At 47.2% G+C, this 17,412-nt stretch carries 9 protein-coding genes, 21 tRNA genes and 3 rRNA genes; 3 read left to right on the forward strand and 30 right to left on the reverse strand.

Going from position 1 to position 17,412, the window contains the following annotated elements:
* Positions 1 to 277: 277 nt before the first annotated feature.
* From menC to MKY17_RS25090, 6 genes are all read right to left on the reverse strand, one after another.
* On the reverse strand, positions 278 to 1,381 hold the full coding sequence (menC, locus tag MKY17_RS25065) for an o-succinylbenzoate synthase (RefSeq protein ID WP_098369237.1): 1,104 nt from the start codon (positions 1,379 to 1,381) through the stop codon (positions 278 to 280).
* Positions 1,378 to 2,856: an o-succinylbenzoate--CoA ligase gene (locus tag MKY17_RS25070; RefSeq protein ID WP_098369236.1), complete on the reverse strand. Its 1,479-nt coding sequence runs from the start codon at positions 2,854 to 2,856 to the stop codon at positions 1,378 to 1,380. Before MKY17_RS25070 ends, menC begins: the two co-directional genes overlap by 4 nt.
* An 86-nt stretch (positions 2,857 to 2,942) precedes the next feature.
* On the reverse strand, positions 2,943 to 3,761 hold the full coding sequence (menB, locus tag MKY17_RS25075; RefSeq protein WP_076369982.1) for a 1,4-dihydroxy-2-naphthoyl-CoA synthase: 819 nt from the start codon (positions 3,759 to 3,761) through the stop codon (positions 2,943 to 2,945).
* Between the two features lies 1 nt (position 3,762).
* Positions 3,763 to 4,584 carry a 2-succinyl-6-hydroxy-2,4-cyclohexadiene-1-carboxylate synthase gene (gene menH, locus MKY17_RS25080; protein WP_098369235.1) on the reverse strand — a complete coding sequence of 274 codons (822 nt, stop codon included), beginning with the start codon at positions 4,582 to 4,584 and terminating at the stop codon, positions 3,763 to 3,765.
* Positions 4,581 to 6,332 carry a 2-succinyl-5-enolpyruvyl-6-hydroxy-3-cyclohexene-1-carboxylic-acid synthase gene (menD, locus tag MKY17_RS25085; protein ID WP_098369234.1) on the reverse strand — a complete coding sequence of 584 codons (1,752 nt, stop codon included), beginning with the start codon at positions 6,330 to 6,332 and terminating at the stop codon, positions 4,581 to 4,583. The genes menH and menD overlap by 4 nt, the downstream gene beginning before the upstream one ends.
* The gene (locus MKY17_RS25090) at positions 6,325 to 7,734 is read right to left on the reverse strand and encodes an isochorismate synthase (protein WP_098369233.1); all 1,410 of its coding nucleotides are present in this window, start codon (positions 7,732 to 7,734) and stop codon (positions 6,325 to 6,327) included. The genes menD and MKY17_RS25090 overlap by 8 nt, the downstream gene beginning before the upstream one ends.
* A 299-nt stretch (positions 7,735 to 8,033) precedes the next feature.
* Here MKY17_RS25090 and MKY17_RS25095 point away from each other — a divergent pair, with 299 nt between their 5' ends.
* Positions 8,034 to 8,954 carry a 1,4-dihydroxy-2-naphthoate polyprenyltransferase gene (locus MKY17_RS25095; protein ID WP_098369232.1) on the forward strand — a complete coding sequence of 307 codons (921 nt, stop codon included), beginning with the start codon at positions 8,034 to 8,036 and terminating at the stop codon, positions 8,952 to 8,954.
* Positions 8,955 to 9,092: 138 nt separating this feature from the next.
* On the forward strand, positions 9,093 to 9,842 hold the full coding sequence (locus tag MKY17_RS25100; protein ID WP_098369231.1) for a TraR/DksA C4-type zinc finger protein: 750 nt from the start codon (positions 9,093 to 9,095) through the stop codon (positions 9,840 to 9,842).
* Positions 9,843 to 9,883: 41 nt separating this feature from the next.
* Here MKY17_RS25100 and MKY17_RS25105 read toward each other — a convergent pair.
* The 24 genes from MKY17_RS25105 to MKY17_RS25220 all read right to left on the reverse strand — a co-directional run bounded on the left by MKY17_RS25105 (position 9,884) and on the right by MKY17_RS25220 (position 16,754).
* Positions 9,884 to 9,955 (reverse strand) — tRNA-Glu (locus tag MKY17_RS25105).
* Between the two features lie 3 nt (positions 9,956 to 9,958).
* A tRNA-Ser gene (locus MKY17_RS25110) sits at positions 9,959 to 10,049 on the reverse strand.
* A 1-nt stretch (position 10,050) separates the two neighbouring features.
* Positions 10,051 to 10,125, reverse strand: a tRNA-Asn gene (locus MKY17_RS25115).
* Between the two features lie 10 nt (positions 10,126 to 10,135).
* A tRNA-Ile gene (locus MKY17_RS25120) sits at positions 10,136 to 10,212 on the reverse strand.
* 5 nt (positions 10,213 to 10,217) lie between these two features.
* A tRNA-Gly gene (locus MKY17_RS25125) sits at positions 10,218 to 10,291 on the reverse strand.
* Between the two features lie 4 nt (positions 10,292 to 10,295).
* Positions 10,296 to 10,371: transfer RNA gene (locus tag MKY17_RS25130), tRNA-His, on the reverse strand.
* A gap of 17 nt (positions 10,372 to 10,388) precedes the next feature.
* Positions 10,389 to 10,464, reverse strand: a tRNA-Phe gene (locus tag MKY17_RS25135).
* Between the two features lie 23 nt (positions 10,465 to 10,487).
* Positions 10,488 to 10,563 (reverse strand) — tRNA-Asp (locus MKY17_RS25140).
* Between the two features lie 6 nt (positions 10,564 to 10,569).
* Positions 10,570 to 10,643: transfer RNA gene (locus MKY17_RS25145), tRNA-Met, on the reverse strand.
* A gap of 104 nt (positions 10,644 to 10,747) precedes the next feature.
* Positions 10,748 to 10,840, reverse strand: a tRNA-Ser gene (locus tag MKY17_RS25150).
* Positions 10,841 to 10,861: 21 nt separating this feature from the next.
* Positions 10,862 to 10,938: transfer RNA gene (locus MKY17_RS25155), tRNA-Ile, on the reverse strand.
* A gap of 10 nt (positions 10,939 to 10,948) precedes the next feature.
* Positions 10,949 to 11,025, reverse strand: a tRNA-Met gene (locus MKY17_RS25160).
* 28 nt (positions 11,026 to 11,053) lie between these two features.
* Positions 11,054 to 11,129, reverse strand: a tRNA-Ala gene (locus tag MKY17_RS25165).
* Positions 11,130 to 11,146: 17 nt separating this feature from the next.
* A tRNA-Pro gene (locus tag MKY17_RS25170) sits at positions 11,147 to 11,223 on the reverse strand.
* A gap of 11 nt (positions 11,224 to 11,234) precedes the next feature.
* Positions 11,235 to 11,311, reverse strand: a tRNA-Arg gene (locus tag MKY17_RS25175).
* Between the two features lie 9 nt (positions 11,312 to 11,320).
* Positions 11,321 to 11,409, reverse strand: a tRNA-Leu gene (locus MKY17_RS25180).
* Positions 11,410 to 11,421: 12 nt separating this feature from the next.
* Positions 11,422 to 11,496: transfer RNA gene (locus MKY17_RS25185), tRNA-Gly, on the reverse strand.
* An 8-nt stretch (positions 11,497 to 11,504) separates the two neighbouring features.
* A tRNA-Leu gene (locus MKY17_RS25190) sits at positions 11,505 to 11,586 on the reverse strand.
* An 8-nt stretch (positions 11,587 to 11,594) separates the two neighbouring features.
* Positions 11,595 to 11,670 (reverse strand) — tRNA-Lys (locus MKY17_RS25195).
* 20 nt (positions 11,671 to 11,690) lie between these two features.
* Positions 11,691 to 11,766: transfer RNA gene (locus MKY17_RS25200), tRNA-Thr, on the reverse strand.
* A gap of 10 nt (positions 11,767 to 11,776) precedes the next feature.
* Positions 11,777 to 11,852 (reverse strand) — tRNA-Val (locus MKY17_RS25205).
* A gap of 10 nt (positions 11,853 to 11,862) precedes the next feature.
* Positions 11,863 to 11,978 (reverse strand): 5S ribosomal RNA (rrf, locus tag MKY17_RS25210).
* Between the two features lie 118 nt (positions 11,979 to 12,096).
* Positions 12,097 to 15,029 (reverse strand): 23S ribosomal RNA (locus MKY17_RS25215).
* Positions 15,030 to 15,203: 174 nt separating this feature from the next.
* Positions 15,204 to 16,754: ribosomal RNA gene (locus tag MKY17_RS25220) — 16S ribosomal RNA — on the reverse strand.
* Together the 16S, 23S and 5S rRNA genes with 21 tRNA genes alongside form the textbook arrangement of a ribosomal RNA operon.
* 441 nt (positions 16,755 to 17,195) lie before the next feature.
* Here MKY17_RS25220 and MKY17_RS25225 point away from each other — a divergent pair.
* Positions 17,196 to 17,381, forward strand: coding sequence for a hypothetical protein (locus tag MKY17_RS25225; protein WP_098372326.1), 186 nt, complete (start codon positions 17,196 to 17,198; stop codon positions 17,379 to 17,381).
* The last annotated feature ends 31 nt before the right edge of the window (positions 17,382 to 17,412 follow it).

Raw genomic sequence — 17,412 nt, forward strand, 5'->3', positions numbered from 1 at the left:
TGGTTTATCCGGCCATTTAAATGAATTTTCTAAAATCTTTAGGGTTGCGACCGCTGCCTGCCTCGCCACAAGCATCCAGCAGAGCCAAGGCTAGCCGGAATGCCAATCGAAACCTCAAACTGATATTTGTTATTTATCTATTAAAATCATTTACCAAAAGGGTGGGATTCCTGTCCAAAAAATACTAAATGGGTGAGTTACATAGACCGTGGGAGGTAAAAAGGAGGATTATCAATATTTGATCAAAAGAGGCGGTAATGCACCTCTTTTGATGTTTTCACTTGTACAGTTTACTATATGTAGTCAATTCCTTTAACCGCTTTTCATTGATGGCAAAACCGATTCCAGCTTTATCGGGAACTTGGATCATGCCATTTTCAACAATGACTTCGGGATCGATTATATCCTCTTCCCAATAACGAGATGAAGATGATATATCACCGGGAATCGTGAACCCTTTTAATGTGGCAAGTGCGATATTATGTGCACGTGATATGCCAAATTCAATCATACCGCCGCACCAAACGGGTACACCATTACCCAGGCATAGATCATGGATTCTTACAGCTTCCATCCAGCCGCCGACTTTAGCCATCTTAATGTTGATCACCCCACAGCTCTGGAGCGACAGCGCACTTTTGGCATCATGAAATGAATTTATGCTTTCATCAAGGCAAATGGGTGTCTGCAGCTGTCTCTGCAAATATGAATGTTCCACGATGTCGTCATGTCCCAGCGGCTGCTCAATCATCATCAGCTTAAACACATCAAGCTTCTGAAGATGTGGGATGTCATCAAGACTGTACGCTGAATTGGCATCTGCCATTAACGGGATATCAGGATAGGCCCGACGTATTTCCCCTAAAAACTCAAGATCATTTTCTGGATTGATTTTTATTTTATAACGCTGATAACCAGATCCGGAAAAATCCTCGATTTGAAGAATCGCGTCTTCTATATCATTGGATGCAACGACTACACCAGCGGCCACTTCACTTCGTTCGCCGCCAAACAGCCGTCCGAGGTAGACTCCCTTCTGCTTCGCATATAAATCAAGGATTGCCTGCTCTAAAGCTGACTTCGCCATCGCATTCCGTCTGATTCCGCTCCATAGGTTCGGCAGCTCATCAGGATGCATGATCTGACTGGCCAATGTCAGCGGGATTAAGAAGTCATCCAACATATGAAAGCATGTCTTGATCGTTTCCTCGGTATACCAAGGACTTGTAAAAGGGACAGCTTCTCCGTATCCAATCAATCCGTCTTCATCCATGGCTTCGACAATTATCACTTCCCGATCGCTTACCGTTTCGAGATGCGTCTTGAATGACCGCTTTAAAGGCGTCTTAATGAGCTTAAGGGAAATGGAGGATAACTTCATTGCCATTCCCCCATTTCCTTCTTCAGTTCCCGTCTCAAAAGCTTGCTTGCGCCATTCCGGGGAAGCTCCTTACAAAAAATCACGTTCCGGGGAATTTTATAAGATGCCAAATATCCCCTGCAATATTCCAGCAGTTCGCTTTCATCAAGCTCTGTACCTTGATGCAAGACGACAAAAGCAAGTGGGACCTGTCCCCATTTTTCATCGTCAGTCCCCGTCACTCCCGCTTCGAAAACATCAGGGTGCTTACTAAGGACATTTTCAATCTCGGCCGGGTAGACATTTTCACCGCCGGAAATGATTAAATCCGAGCGTCGGTCAAGCACATATAAAAAGCCTTCCTTATCGAGATAACCAAGGTCCCCAGTATAAAGCCATCCATCGGTGATGGCCTGCTGTGTAGCGTCCAACCGATTAAAATAGCCTTTCGTCACATTCGGACCTGAAACCACGATTTCGCCCACTGCACCCGGTTCACACATAGTTCCGTCTTTCTCTATCCGTAACTGCGAAGGAAACAAAGGTTTTCCCGCCGAGCCGATTTTTGTCATGCTATACTCCGGTGCCAGTGTCACAATCTGTGAAGACGTTTCGGTCATCCCATATGATTGATAGACGGGAATCCCTTTCTCCTTACATACCTCAAGTAAATGGACGGGTGCAGGGCCGCCGCCCAACAGGAAACAGCGAAAGGTTTCCGGATAGCTTGTTCCCTTCATATCCTGCACCATCCTATTCAGCATCGCCGTCACGACCGAAATGATCGTCACGCCATTTTCCTGGATGCTCCGGTTTGCCTCCCGTTCATCGAAACGTTCTGCCAAAACGACTTTCATGCCATAAATCACATTCTTCATCAGGATGGATAAACCGCTAATATGAAAGATGGGAACCGCACAATACCACGAATCCTCCTCATGCAATCCAAGGTTCAGAACAGACCCGACGGCACTCCACCAATGGTTGCCGAATGTTTGGATCACCCCTTTGGGATTTCCTGTCGTACCTGATGTATACATGATCGTCGCGGTATCCTCAAGGTAAAACTCTTGAAGTATCTCAGCAGTGCCATCCGGCAATTCTTCCATTAAATGAAGGTTCAATTCGGGGAGAATCTCACCAATATCAGAGAGTTTGCCGGAGAAGGTGCCTTCTGAAACCAAAAAGGCAGTTTCACTATCCCCGATCTGCCAGGACAGCTCTTTTGCCGTTAGCTTATTATTCAGCATCACAATCTTCACACCGAGATAAAGTAGTGCATGGATAACGACAACACTATCAATATGGTTACGGAGCAAAACCGCACATGAATCGCCAGCGCCCAAACCAATGCTTGCCAGCTTACCAGCCATTTTCTCCGATAATGTATGCAGTTCAAGAAAGCTATACGTATGACCTTCAAACTCAATTGCCGGGCGATCCGGTGAAAGATGCGCCCGATTTTTCAGCCAGTTCGGCAACTTTTCTTCTGCCATTGCTGCTTACCCTCTTCCATTTTGATATAGAAAACAGCCCGGCGATTTTCCGCCAAGCTGTCAGTCTCATCGATTCACGCGTTTCATTAAGGGAAACGAGGGAATTGCCCAAAGTCCGGAGTGCGTTTTTCTTTGAATGCATCGCGGCCTTCTTTTGCTTCTTCTGTTGTATAGTATAAAAGTGTAGCGTCACCAGCCAATTGTTGAAGACCTGCAAGGCCATCCGTATCAGCGTTCATTGCCGCTTTCAAGAAACGAAGTGCAGTCGGGCTCTTCTCAAGCATTTCTTCACACCATTTAACCGTTTCCGTTTCCAATTCGTCCAAAGGTACAACCGTGTTGACCAATCCCATATCCAATGCTTCCTGTGCATTGTATTGACGGCATAGGTACCAGATTTCGCGCGCCTTTTTATGACCCACGATACGTGCAAGGTAGCCAGAACCATAACCAGCATCAAAGCTTCCCACATTCGGTCCAGTTTGTCCGAAAATTGCATTGTCAGCAGCAATCGTCAAGTCACATACCACGTTCAAGACATTACCGCCACCAATTGCATATCCTGCAACCATGGCTACGACCGGTTTTGGAATTACGCGAATCAAACGTTGCAAATCAAGAACATTTAGACGCGGAATGTTATCTTCACCTACATATCCGCCATTTCCGCGTACTTTTTGATCTCCGCCTGAACAGAATGCTTTGCCGCCTACACCCGTTAAAATAATGACACCAATGCTTGAATCATCACGCGCCCTTGCGAATGCATCAATCATTTCAGCAGTCGTTTTTGGAGTGAATGCGTTATGTACATGTGGTCGGTTGATGGACACTTTTGCTATCCCGTTATATTTTTCATACAAAATTTCATCATACTCACGTATTGTTTCCCATTGTATCGTCACCTTAATTCCTCCTTTTATTTCGCTTTAAAAACTCACTTATTATTTTACCAAACTTTTCTCCAACTTCCACATGAATCGCATGTCCCGCATCATTTATTATTTTCCATTCAGCCCGCTTCAGCTTTCTCTTCATTGAGTCCGCAATGTCACAAAACTTACGGTCGAGTTCACCGGTTACAAGGAGCACAGGGAAATCAAGAGTTTGCAGTTGTTCCCAGTATGAAGCCTGACTGCCTGTCCCCATACCAAGAAGGCTATTGGAAAGGCCGGCAGGGTCATTTGCCAACCGCTGCTCCCGAATGACCGACCTGGTTTTGGCCGACAACCGTTTTTGACTTTCAAACAGCGGGATGTTTTCCCATCGATCCACAAACGCTTCCATGCCATTTACAAGAATCCGTTCGGCAAGCTTCCTATCATTTTCCCTTCGGATTTCCCGTTCCCCTTCTGTTAATAGGCCTGGTGAAGCGCTCTCCAATATCAGTGTATCAACATACTCAGGATACAAACAGGAAAATCCCAATCCGAGCCTTCCGCCCATCGAGTATCCAAGGATATGGGCTTTCGGGAAATGTAACACATCCAAAATATACTTGATATCCTCAGCCACACGCTCCATCTCATACCTTCGATGATCGGCTGGTGACGCAGACATGCCATGACCGATGATGTCGACCATTATCATGGTATACCTGTCACTCAGTAGCGGAATGAGGAATTTCCATGTATCCCGATTTCCCGTAAATCCATGTAAAAGTACAAGAGGATCTCCATTTCCCGTTATTTCAACAGCATAATTGACATCCTTGCTGACAATATTCATGATATTTCCCTGTCTAACACCATTTTTATTTCCTGGGAAACAAAGCTCCACAAATTTCGATGCTTTTGTAAATTGGACTCTCTTTCTGTCGGTACTTCGATGATTTTAAGACCTTTCATTTCGAATGACTCCGTAAATACCTTCTCAAACTCATCCCAACTTTGCACCTTGTTGTATTTACCGCCATAAAGCTGGGAAGTATGGGAAAAATCAAGCCCATGAGGCGTGCCGAATAGCGTTTCGAAATGTTCCCTCTCATTCGCCTGCGGCAAGAAGGAGAATATGCCGCCGCCATCATTATTAATCAGCAATATCGTGATATTTTGTTTTTGAAGTTTTGCCGCAAGCAAGCCATTCATATCATGGAAAAAGCTTAAATCCCCGATTGCCAGCACTGTATTTTCCGATACCGTGCTTACGCCAAGAGCAGTTGAAACGACACCATCGATTCCATTCGCACCGCGATTTGCCATAGTTTTGATTCCTTTTCCATTATTCAAAAAGAAAGTATCCAAATCACGTATGGGCATGCTATTCCCGACAAACAGCGTCGATTCCAATGGCATCATATCAGCAAGCAGGGCGAACAGCTTGCCTTCACTTAACTCCGATTCATCCCTGACGGAGGCCAGGGCATCCTTCGTCGCTCCGTTGACGGTCTGCCATAAGCGAAGCCATTCATCATCAGGGGAAGCAATAATTTTATCAGCAATTTTTAAACAAAAATCTTTCTCTTCGCTGTAAATCATATTCGTTGCCAATCCGGCTGGTTCACGCCAGCCTGCTCCGCCATCGACGACCAAAGTGATTGCCTGTTTTTGTTTTTTCATGAATAACAATAAGGGTTTAGAAACAGGCATTGCCCCGAAACGCAAGATCACTTCCGGCCTGAAAGCCGCTGTAGCCGTTTCATCGCGTAGAAACGTATCGTACGCATCAATTATGACAGCTTTGTCGTGACTTCCGCTCCTTAACTGTGAAAGGGGATCAGCCAGTATAGGAAAAGCAAGTTTTTCCGCTAATGCGACGATGGCCTCCTTCATCTCTGGATGCGGTAATTCGCCACATACGATCATACCTTGCTTAGCTTGTGACAATGTAGTTGCCACAGCTTCTATTTGTGATGCGGACAGTGACCGTTCTCCACTGTCAATCAACACTGCAGGCGTCATTTTATTTTGTCTGTACTCCTTTGCTTTCTCAAGATCCGGAATCAATGGTTCACGAAGCGGGAAATTCAAATGTACAGGCCCTGCAGGTCCAGCTGCCGCTGTAGCCACTGCTCTTGCACCGACCGTTCTGGCATACCGCATCATCCCATCCGTGCTTTCAGGAAGTGCCATTTCGACAAACCATTTTACATGTCTCCCGTAAAGATGTATCTGATCGATCGCCTGCGGGGCTCCGACATCACGCAATTCATGCGGTCGGTCAGCGGTAAGTACAATAAGCGGCACTCTTGAATAGAAAGCCTCAATGACGGCCGGGTAATAGTTTGCTGCGGCTGTACCGGACGTACAAAGAAGTCCGACAGGTTCTTTTAAGGCCTTAGCCAAACCAAGAGCAAAAAAAGCAGCCGAACGCTCATCCACATTAATATGAATTTCGATATCAGGATGTTCCACTAGCAACAAAGCTATGGGCGTGGATCGTGAACCTGGGCTCACCACCACATGCTTCACCTCATTTTGTGCCAGCTCATCGACGAATGAAGCAGCATACGCTGTCAATGCATCTCGGTCATTCATTAAGATTTCCTCCTAAAGCACTTAACATCGGATTGAATTTGATCCCTGTTTCGCGGAATTCACTTTCGGGAGTCGAATCTTCAACTACCCCGCATCCGGCAAAGAGGGATGCCTCATTGTTCTGTATTAGGGCAGAACGTATCCCTACAGCGAATTCCCCGTTTCCATACGTATCCACCCAACCTAAAGGACCCGCATAAAAGCCGCGTTCAAGATCTTCCATTTCCCGAATCCGGACAACGGCCTTTTCTTTTGGAAGTCCGCCCATAGCAGGTGTAGGATGGAGGTTCTCGACGAATTCAAAAATCGTGACACCTTCCTTGGATATACCGCGGACCGGTGTGTACAAATGCTGGATATGACGGTTTTTCATAAGTGTCGGTTCGGCAGGAACCATCACTTTTTCGCATACAGAATCAAAAGCATTGGATATCATCGACACGACATATTGATGTTCTTGTAAATTCTTTTGGTCATGCAGCAATTCTTCACCAAGACAAACATCTTCCTGCTCATCTTTCCCTCGCCCCATCGATCCGGCAAGACAGGTTGAAAAAACTTCATTTCCCTGTTTCTTAATTAAACGTTCAGGGGTGGCACCTACAAAACAGTCACCGCCAGCCTCCAAACTGAAAATATAGCTTAATGGCTGCTCAGCAATCAATTGTTCAAGCACTTTCCCTGAATCGATGGAACGTTCAAAGCCAAGTCTAAGCTCCCTTGCCAAAACGATCTTGTCGAGATCTGTCGTCTTGATTTCCTGAACAGCCTCTTCGACCGTCCGCTTCCATTTCTCAGGTTCGACTTCCCTCTGCATAACAAGGGAATTTGCACCCGATCCATTGCCATCCAAGCTTTCGAAAAGGAAAGCTTCCCGTTCATTTATCATATCTATGAAGAGTTTTTCTGAATCATCAGGCGAACAAAGTAAGTTTGTCGTTAAGTAAGCTTGATTCCCCACTATTGACAGCATGAAGGCAGGTATATAAAACAGGTTGTCCCCGAACTGATTCCACAGGAGCGTACTGTTAGTTTCATAATCAAAAGAAAAGCCCCCAAACAGTATAGGACCTGTCGCTTCTACATCGGTCACTCCTGTTTTGACAGCAGTATTCTGCAGTTTGATCCAGCTCTTTTCGACTTCTCTATAACGTTCGGCATTCGATGCCGCTTTGAGTTTCTTAACATTGCCTAAACCGGTGATGGTTATTTCCTTTGCAGGGTCCTCCCAGAAAAAGCGCTCACCCGCGTACCGTTCTCTTCCAGCTTGATAAAATGAAAGGGGGTTGTTGCAATTAACTTTCTTAATATGACTGAATAGAACTTGATCATTCAAGTCCTTCGCCTTTTGTATAGCTGAAGCCAGTCCCTGAAACTGTTCAGTTTCCTCTGAGATAGCCAAAAAAATCCCCCCAAATGTACATTTTAAAAGCTTTTTAACCTATTTAAAGATACACCTCCCTTGAACCTCATGTCAATAAAACGCCCCTTTACCGAACGATTCTTTCCTGCTTTTTTCCTTATTATATGAATCTTAGCGAATGTGGAGAAATATCCTTAATTCTGGAAATGCCCCATCCATGAATTCCAAATATCACCCTTGCCCACTTTTCCTGCATTTATTAGGATTACCTTTTGTGCAACAATTCAATATTTGTTATAATTTCGAGAGAACCAATAATGATTTTGAGGAGAGAAATAATGCAAACAGAATACGACGGACTTCCCCTTAAACGGACCTGGAAGATTTGGTGGGAGTTAATTCGTCCACATACACTAACCGCAGCTTTTGTCCCAGTCTTACTTGGAACTGTTATTGCACTTTTGGAAGATGGAGTGAATTGGTTATTATTCGCTGCCATGATGATTGCAAGTATCCTGATTCAAGCTGCAACCAATTTATTCAATGAATACTATGATTTCAAGAGAGGCTTGGATACGGAGGAATCCGTAGGCATTGGCGGCGGGATCGTCCGTCATGGGATGACCCCCAAACTAATCATGAACTTGGCCCTTGGCATGTATGCCATCGCCTTGATAATTGGAATCTATATCTGTGCCGCATCATCTTGGTGGCTTGCTGCAGTAGGACTGGTTTGCATGCTTGTCGGCTATCTTTATACGGGCGGCCCCCTGCCCATTTCATATACACCATTCGGGGAACTTTTTTCTGGATTGTTCATGGGCTTTTTGATAATACTGATCGCCTTTTTCATTCAAACCGGTGATGTTTCTTCAACAGCTATCTTAATTGCCATTCCAAGTGGAATATTGGTCGGATTGATCAACTTATCCAATAACCTACGTGACCATGACGGAGATAAGGCACATGGCCGCAAAACGATGCCGGTAGTCATGGGTCGGAAAAACGCCTTGACATTCATGGCAATCATGTTCGCCTTCTCTTATCTATGGATAGTTGGGCTAGTCCTTACCGGAAGCGTAACGGCGTGGATCCTCCTTGCCTTCCTAAGCATCCCGAAAGCCCTGGCCGCAATCAAAGGCTTCGTAGGTAAAACGCAGCCGATCACGATGGTGCCAGCAATGAAAGCCACGGCACAAACGAACACCTTCTTTGGCTTACTCATGGCCATTGGATTATTCATCAGCTATCTTATATAATCTCCGAGGACTGAGCTCATCGCTCAGTCCTTTTTTTCTATCATCCGTTCCATATTGTTTTCCTATACCCCGATTCGGGTAATAGATAATACAACCATTATAAAATGAGATTTAGACTTTAGAAGGAGTGAATCCGATATGGCAACGAAACAACAAACGCAAAAATTCAAAAAAGAACTGCTTCAAGAAAAAAATGAGCTAAGTAATAGAATTCAAAATGATGAACAATCCGTTCTGGAGAAAAGCCAGACCGAATCCGTAGGGGAATTATCAGCCTATGATAATCATCCTGCTGACCTAGGAACCGAACTATTCGAGATGGAACGGAATCAAGCACTCGATGAGCATGCACAATCCGAAATGGAGAAAATCGATGAAGCTTTGAAAGCCATGGAGGAAGGTTCGTATGGACATTGTAAAACCTGCAATAGGGAAATCCCCATCGAGAGGCTTGAAGCGATCCCAAGCACCCTCTACTGTGTCGAGCACGCCCCAGAACGGCCACTTTCACAAGACCGGCCTGTGGAAGAGGAAATACTGATTCCATCCAAGGGTGATCATTTTGAAAATCGTCATGGAATCAAAATGGTGGATAAAGAAGATAGCTTTGGTGAAGTTGCCAAATTCGGTACATCCGAAACACCATCCGATTACACAGGAGATCATGATAATTATAATGGCCTTTATAAAACCGAGGATGAAACGAACGGGTTTCCTGAAGACTATGAAGGATTTGCCGCAAATGATATCGAAGGAAAAAATAGAGTGAATATAACGAACAAAAAGCAAAAGGAATATGAAGTTACACTTGAAGAAGAAAATATAGAATCCAATCTTGGAGACATTCCCTATAAACAAAAAGATAGTTATATCAATGAAAAGAAATGAAAAAAAGAAGCATACATGAATGTATGCTTCCTTTTTTGTTATGACCCGTACGGGATTCGAACCCGTGTTACCGCCGTGAAAGGGCGGTGTCTTAACCGCTTGACCAACGGGCCAACTGGCGGAGAAGGAGGGATTTGAACCCTCGCGCCGCTCGCGCGACCTACACCCTTAGCAGGGGCGCCTCTTCAGCCTCTTGAGTACTTCCCCATGGCTCCGCAGGTAGGACTCGAACCTACGACCGTTCGGTTAACAGCCGAATGCTCTACCACTGAGCTACTGCGGAACAATGAATATGGTGGGCCTAAATGGACTCGAACCATCGACCTCACGCTTATCAGGCGTGCGCTCTAACCAGCTGAGCTATAGGCCCATATTTGGAGCGGGTGAAGGGAATCGAACCCTCATCATCAGCTTGGAAGGCTGAGGTTTTACCACTAAACTACACCCGCGAAATGGGGCGACTGATGGGAATCGAACCCACGAATGCCTGAACCACAATCAGGTGCGTTAACCACTTCGCCACAATCGCCGTAATTTTTTGAAATATGGTGGCTCAGGACGGAATCGAACCGCCGACACAAGGATTTTCAGTCCTTTGCTCTACCGACTGAGCTACTGAGCCACATATGTATCAAATTTAAAGAATGGCGGTCCCGACGGGAATCGAACCCGCGATCTCCTGCGTGACAGGCAGGCATGTTAACCGCTACACCACGGGACCTAATAATTGCGGGGACAGGATTTGAACCTGCGACCTTCGGGTTATGAGCCCGACGAGCTACCGGACTGCTCCACCCCGCGACGGTAATAATGAAACGATTTGCATCAAGTTTTCGTGTATATCGTTTTGTCCACATCCATTATGTAAGGGTGTTTCAAAACAACTTGCTGCTTTTTTGAAAAAATGGAGGAGGTAGAGGGATTCGAACCCCCGCGGGATTTGACTCCCCTGTCGGTTTTCAAGACCGATCCCTTCAGCCGAACTTGGGTATACCTCCATGGCTTTTGAAAAGTGAATATGGTGGACCTTGTAGGACTCGAACCTACGACCGGACGGTTATGAGCCGTCTGCTCTAACCAGCTGAGCTAAAGGTCCTTATATTTATTGGTAGCGGCGGAGGGGATCGAACCCCCGACCTCACGGGTATGAACCGTACGCTCTAGCCAGCTGAGCTACACCGCCAATATAATATAAGTATCTGATTGAAAAATGGTGGAGCCTAGCGGGATCGAACCGCTGACCTCCTGCGTGCAAGGCAGGCGCTCTCCCAGCTGAGCTAAGGCCCCATTCATTAAAAATCACGTGGTCGGGAAGACAGGATTCGAACCTGCGACCCCTTGGTCCCAAACCAAGTGCTCTACCAAGCTGAGCTACTTCCCGCAATAAAAACATGGTGCGCCCGGCGGGAGTCGAACCTACAACCTTCTGATTCGTAGTCAGATGCTCTATCCAATTGAGCTACGGGCGCATATTATGATGGTGCCGAGGACCGGAATCGAACCGGTACGGTAGTCACCTACCGCAGGATTTTAAGTCCTGTGCGTCTGCCAGTTCCGCCACCCCGGCACATACGAAAAGTGGAGCGGAAGACGGGATTCGAACCCGCGACCCCAACCTTGGCAAGGTTGTATTCTACCACTGAACTACTTCCGCATGAAAGATGCGGGTGAAGGGACTTGAACCCCCACGCCTTGCGGCGCCAGATCCTAAGTCTGGTGCGTCTGCCAATTCCGCCACACCCGCATATAAAATGGTGAGCCATGAAGGATTCGAACCTTCGACCCTCTGATTAAAAGTCAGATGCTCTACCAACTGAGCTAATGGCTCGTGCTTGTACTATCTTAAAATGGTGCCGGCAAGAGGACTTGAACCCCCAACCTACTGATTACAAGTCAGTTGCTCTACCAGTTGAGCTACACCGGCAGGTGTAAAATGGTGGAGGATGACGGGATCGAACCGCCGACCCTCTGCTTGTAAGGCAGATGCTCTCCCAGCTGAGCTAATCCTCCATATGAAACTGCTTGGCGACGTCCTACTCTCACAGGGGGAAACCCCCAACTACCATCGGCGCTGAAGAGCTTAACTGCCGTGTTCGGAATGGGAACGGGTGTGACCTCTTCGCTATCGTCACCAAACAATGTTAACATTTTTTCAAGACATATATTATTATAACGTCTTTTTGAGAAAATGCAAGAAGAAATTTTCATTCCTTCAAAACTAGATAATAAGAAGGTATTTCATTTTTTTAAAGCGTTGGTTAAGTCCTCGATCTATTAGTATCAGTCAGCTCCACATGTCGCCACGCTTCCACCTCTGACCTATCAACCTGATCATCTTTCAGGGATCTTACTAGCTTGCGCCATGGGAAATCTCATCTTGAGGGGGGCTTCATGCTTAGATGCTTTCAGCACTTATCCCGTCCGCACGTAGCTACCCAGCTATGCCTTTGGCAAGACAACTGGTACACCAGCGGTGCGTCCATCCCGGTCCTCTCGTACTAAGGACAGCTCCTCTCAAATTTCCTGCGCCCGCGACGGATAGGGACCGAACTGTCTCACGACGTTCTGAACCCAGCTCGCGTACCGCTTTAATGGGCGAACAGCCCAACCCTTGGGACCGACTACAGCCCCAGGATGCGATGAGCCGACATCGAGGTGCCAAACCTCCCCGTCGATGTGGACTCTTGGGGGAGATAAGCCTGTTATCCCCGGGGTAGCTTTTATCCGTTGAGCGATGGCCCTTCCATGCGGAACCACCGGATCACTAAGCCCGACTTTCGTCCCTGCTCGACTTGTAGGTCTCGCAGTCAAGCTCCCTTGTGCCTTTACACTCTACGAATGATTTCCAACCATTCTGAGGGAACCTTTGGGCGCCTCCGTTACTCTTTAGGAGGCGACCGCCCCAGTCAAACTGCCCACCTGACACTGTCTCCCACCCCGATAAGGGGCGCGGGTTAGAATTTCAATACAGCCAGGGTAGTATCCCACCAACGCCTCCACCGAAGCTAGCGCTCCGGCTTCTCAGGCTCCTACCTATCCTGTACAAGCTGTACCAAAATTCAATATCAGGCTGCAGTAAAGCTCCACGGGGTCTTTCCGTCCTGTCGCGGGTAACCTGCATCTTCACAGGTACTATAATTTCACCGAGTCTCTCGTTGAGACAGTGCCCAGATCGTTACACCTTTCGTGCGGGTCGGAACTTACCCGACAAGGAATTTCGCTACCTTAGGACCGTTATAGTTACGGCCGCCGTTTACTGGGGCTTCGGTTCAAAGCTTCGCTTGCGCTAACCTCTCCCCTTAACCTTCCAGCACCGGGCAGGTGTCAGCCCCTATACTTCGCCTTGCGGCTTCGCAGAGACCTGTGTTTTTGCTAAACAGTCGCCTGGGCCTATTCACTGCGGCTTTTCTGGGCTATTCACCCTAAAAAGCACCCCTTCTCCCGAAGTTACGGGGTCATTTTGCCGAGTTCCTTAACGAGAGTTCTCTCGCACACCTTAGGATTCTCTCCTCGCCTACCTGTGTCGGTTTGCGGTACGGGCACCTTACATCTCACTAGAGGCTTTTCTTGGCAGCGTGGAATCAGGAACTTCGGTACTATATTTCCCTCGCCATCACAGCTCCGCCTTAATGGAAACGGGATTTGCCTCGTTTCCGGCCTAACTGCTTGGACGCGCATATCCAACAGCGCGCTTACCCTATCCTTCTGCGTCCCCCCATCGTTCAAACGATGTATAGGTGGTACAGGAATATCAACCTGTTGTCCATCGCCTACGCCTTTCGGCCTCGGCTTAGGTCCCGACTAACCCTGAGCGGACGAGCCTTCCTCAGGAAACCTTAGGCATTCGGTGGAAGGGATTCTCACCCTTCTTTCGCTACTCATACCGGCATTCTCACTTCTAAGCGCTCCACCAGTCCTTCCGGTCTGACTTCAACGCCCTTAGAACGCTCTCCTACCATCGACACCTAATGGTGTCAATCCACAGCTTCGGTGATACGTTTAGCCCCGGTACATTTTCGGCGCGGAGTCACTCGACCAGTGAGCTATTACGCACTCTTTAAATGGTGGCTGCTTCTAAGCCAACATCCTGGTTGTCTAAGCAACTCCACATCCTTTTCCACTTAACGTATACTTTGGGACCTTAGCTGGTGGTCTGGGCTGTTTCCCTTTCGACTACGGATCTTATCACTCGCAGTCTGACTCCCAAGAATAAGTATTTGGCATTCGGAGTTTGACTGAATTCGGTAACCCGTTGGGGGCCCCTAGTCCAATCAGTGCTCTACCTCCAATACTCTCATCTTGAGGCTAGCCCTAAAGCTATTTCGGAGAGAACCAGCTATCTCCAGGTTCGATTGGAATTTCTCCGCTACCCACACCTCATCCCCGCACTTTTCAACGTGCGTGGGTTCGGGCCTCCATTCAGTGTTACCTGAACTTCACCCTGGACATGGGTAGATCACCTGGTTTCGGGTCTACGACCTCATACTCATTCGCCCTATTCAGACTCGCTTTCGCTGCGGCTCCGTCTCATCAACTTAACCTCGCATGAAATCGTAACTCGCCGGTTCATTCTACAAAAGGCACGCCATTACCCATTAACGGGCTTTGACTACTTGTAGGCACACGGTTTCAGGATCTATTTCACTCCCCTTCCGGGGTGCTTTTCACCTTTCCCTCACGGTACTGGTTCACTATCGGTCACTAGGGAGTATTTAGCCTTGGGAGATGGTCCTCCCTGCTTCCGACGGGATTTCTCGTGTCCCGCCGTACTCAGGATCCACTCAGGAGGGAACGAAGTTTCAACTACAGGGTTTTTACCTTCTTCGACGGACCTTTCCAGATCACTTCATTTACCCCGTTCCTTTGTAACTCCATGTTGAGTGTCCTACAACCCCAAGAGGCAAGCCTCTTGGTTTGGGCTAATTCCGTTTCGCTCGCCGCTACTCAGGAAATCGCGTTTGCTTTCTCTTCCTCCGGGTACTTAGATGTTTCAGTTCCCCGGGTCTGCCTTCAGTACCCTATGTATTCAGGTAAAGATACTGTTCCATTACGAACAGTGGGTTTCCCCATTCGGAAATCTCCGGATCAAAGCTTACTTACAGCTCCCCGAAGCATATCGGTGTTAGTCCCGTCCTTCATCGGCTCCTAGTGCCAAGGCATCCACCGTGCGCCCTTTCTAACTTAACCGTTAAAAAAGTCTTACAGATGCTTTGAAAAAAATTAATTGCCTTCTATCTATTATCTAGTTTTCAAGGAACAAAGCAGAAAGAATCCATCACATCGTGATGCTTCTCTTTCCTATTGAATGAATTACTCATTCAAAACTGAACAAAACAAAAGCGCTCTCGTAATTATCCTTAGAAAGGAGGTGATCCAGCCGCACCTTCCGATACGGCTACCTTGTTACGACTTCACCCCAATCATCTGTCCCACCTTAGGCGGCTGGCTCCATAAAGGTTACCTCACCGACTTCGGGTGTTACAAACTCTCGTGGTGTGACGGGCGGTGTGTACAAGGCCCGGGAACGTATTCACCGCGGCATGCTGATCCGCGATTACTAGCGATTCCGGCTTCATGCAGGCGAGTTGCAGCCTGCAATCCGAACTGAGAATGGCTTTATGGGATTCGCTTACCTTCGCAGGTTTGCAGCCCTTTGTACCATCCATTGTAGCACGTGTGTAGCCCAGGTCATAAGGGGCATGATGATTTGACGTCATCCCCACCTTCCTCCGGTTTGTCACCGGCAGTCACCTTAGAGTGCCCAACTGAATGCTGGCAACTAAGATCAAGGGTTGCGCTCGTTGCGGGACTTAACCCAACATCTCACGACACGAGCTGACGACAACCATGCACCACCTGTCACTCTGTCCCCCGAAGGGGAAAGCCCTATCTCTAGGGTTGTCAGAGGATGTCAAGACCTGGTAAGGTTCTTCGCGTTGCTTCGAATTAAACCACATGCTCCACCGCTTGTGCGGGCCCCCGTCAATTCCTTTGAGTTTCAGCCTTGCGGCCGTACTCCCCAGGCGGAGTGCTTAATGCGTTAGCTGCAGCACTAAAGGGCGGAAACCCTCTAACACTTAGCACTCATCGTTTACGGCGTGGACTACCAGGGTATCTAATCCTGTTTGCTCCCCACGCTTTCGCGCCTCAGTGTCAGTTACAGACCAGAAAGTCGCCTTCGCCACTGGTGTTCCTCCAAATCTCTACGCATTTCACCGCTACACTTGGAATTCCACTTTCCTCTTCTGCACTCAAGTTCCCCAGTTTCCAATGACCCTCCACGGTTGAGCCGTGGGCTTTCACATCAGACTTAAGGAACCACCTGCGCGCGCTTTACGCCCAATAATTCCGGACAACGCTTGCCACCTACGTATTACCGCGGCTGCTGGCACGTAGTTAGCCGTGGCTTTCTGGTTAGGTACCGTCAAGGTACCAGCAGTTACTCTGGTACTTGTTCTTCCCTAACAACAGAACTTTACGACCCGAAGGCCTTCTTCGTTCACGCGGCGTTGCTCCGTCAGACTTTCGTCCATTGCGGAAGATTCCCTACTGCTGCCTCCCGTAGGAGTCTGGGCCGTGTCTCAGTCCCAGTGTGGCCGATCACCCTCTCAGGTCGGCTACGCATCGTCGCCTTGGTGAGCCATTACCTCACCAACTAGCTAATGCGCCGCGGGCCCATCTATAAGTGACAGCGTAAACCGTCTTTCCATCTTCTCTCATGCGAGAAAAGAACGTATCCGGTATTAGCTCCGGTTTCCCGAAGTTATCCCAGTCTTATAGGCAGGTTGCCCACGTGTTACTCACCCGTCCGCCGCTAATCTCAGGGAGCAAGCTCCCATCGATTCGCTCGACTTGCATGTATTAGGCACGCCGCCAGCGTTCGTCCTGAGCCAGGATCAAACTCTCCGAAGAAATGTTTGACTTGCTCATTTGCTTTTTTGATAGTGTGTGCTCACTTAAAATTTAACGTTGGCGCTTTGTTTTGTTCAGTTTTCAAAGAGCAATTTGTTGTCGTTTCTCTCGGAAGCGACCTCTATAATGTAACACATTCTGTCACGTTTCGTCAACAACTTTTTTAAAATGTTTTTTTCAACTTGTTAGTTGTTTAAGTTGTTGTCTTAGCCACAAGAAATAATATACCATGTACTAAATATGTTTGCAATACGTTTTTTAAAACTTTTTCAAAAAAAACATTTTCACCTATTCCCTTCTATATATTCTTTACATCATCATCACACCCATTCCCTGTTTCCGGGCCAAGCTCATGTATTATCAATTATCAATAAACGAAGCATATTTCCAAAGAAACACAAATAGTCATATATAGATATCTTTTTTCCATGAGGTGAAGCAATGAATCTCGCATTAATCGGATTACTCATTTCTTACTGTATGGCCCTTTACTTATTCAGTACCGCTTTTTATGAAGCCATCAAGTTCAGCAGAGAAAAAGGCAAGGTAAATGGTACAACGTTTTTATTCAGCTTTACTTTTGCTTTGATTTTTACACGGATCACCTATTTGTTTCACCCCTATTAAATAAAAGCAGTAAGTCGGGAGACTTACTGCT

Source organism: Peribacillus sp. FSL P2-0133, from assembly GCF_037975445.1.
GTDB lineage: Bacteria > Bacillota > Bacilli > Bacillales > DSM-1321 > Peribacillus > Peribacillus simplex_E.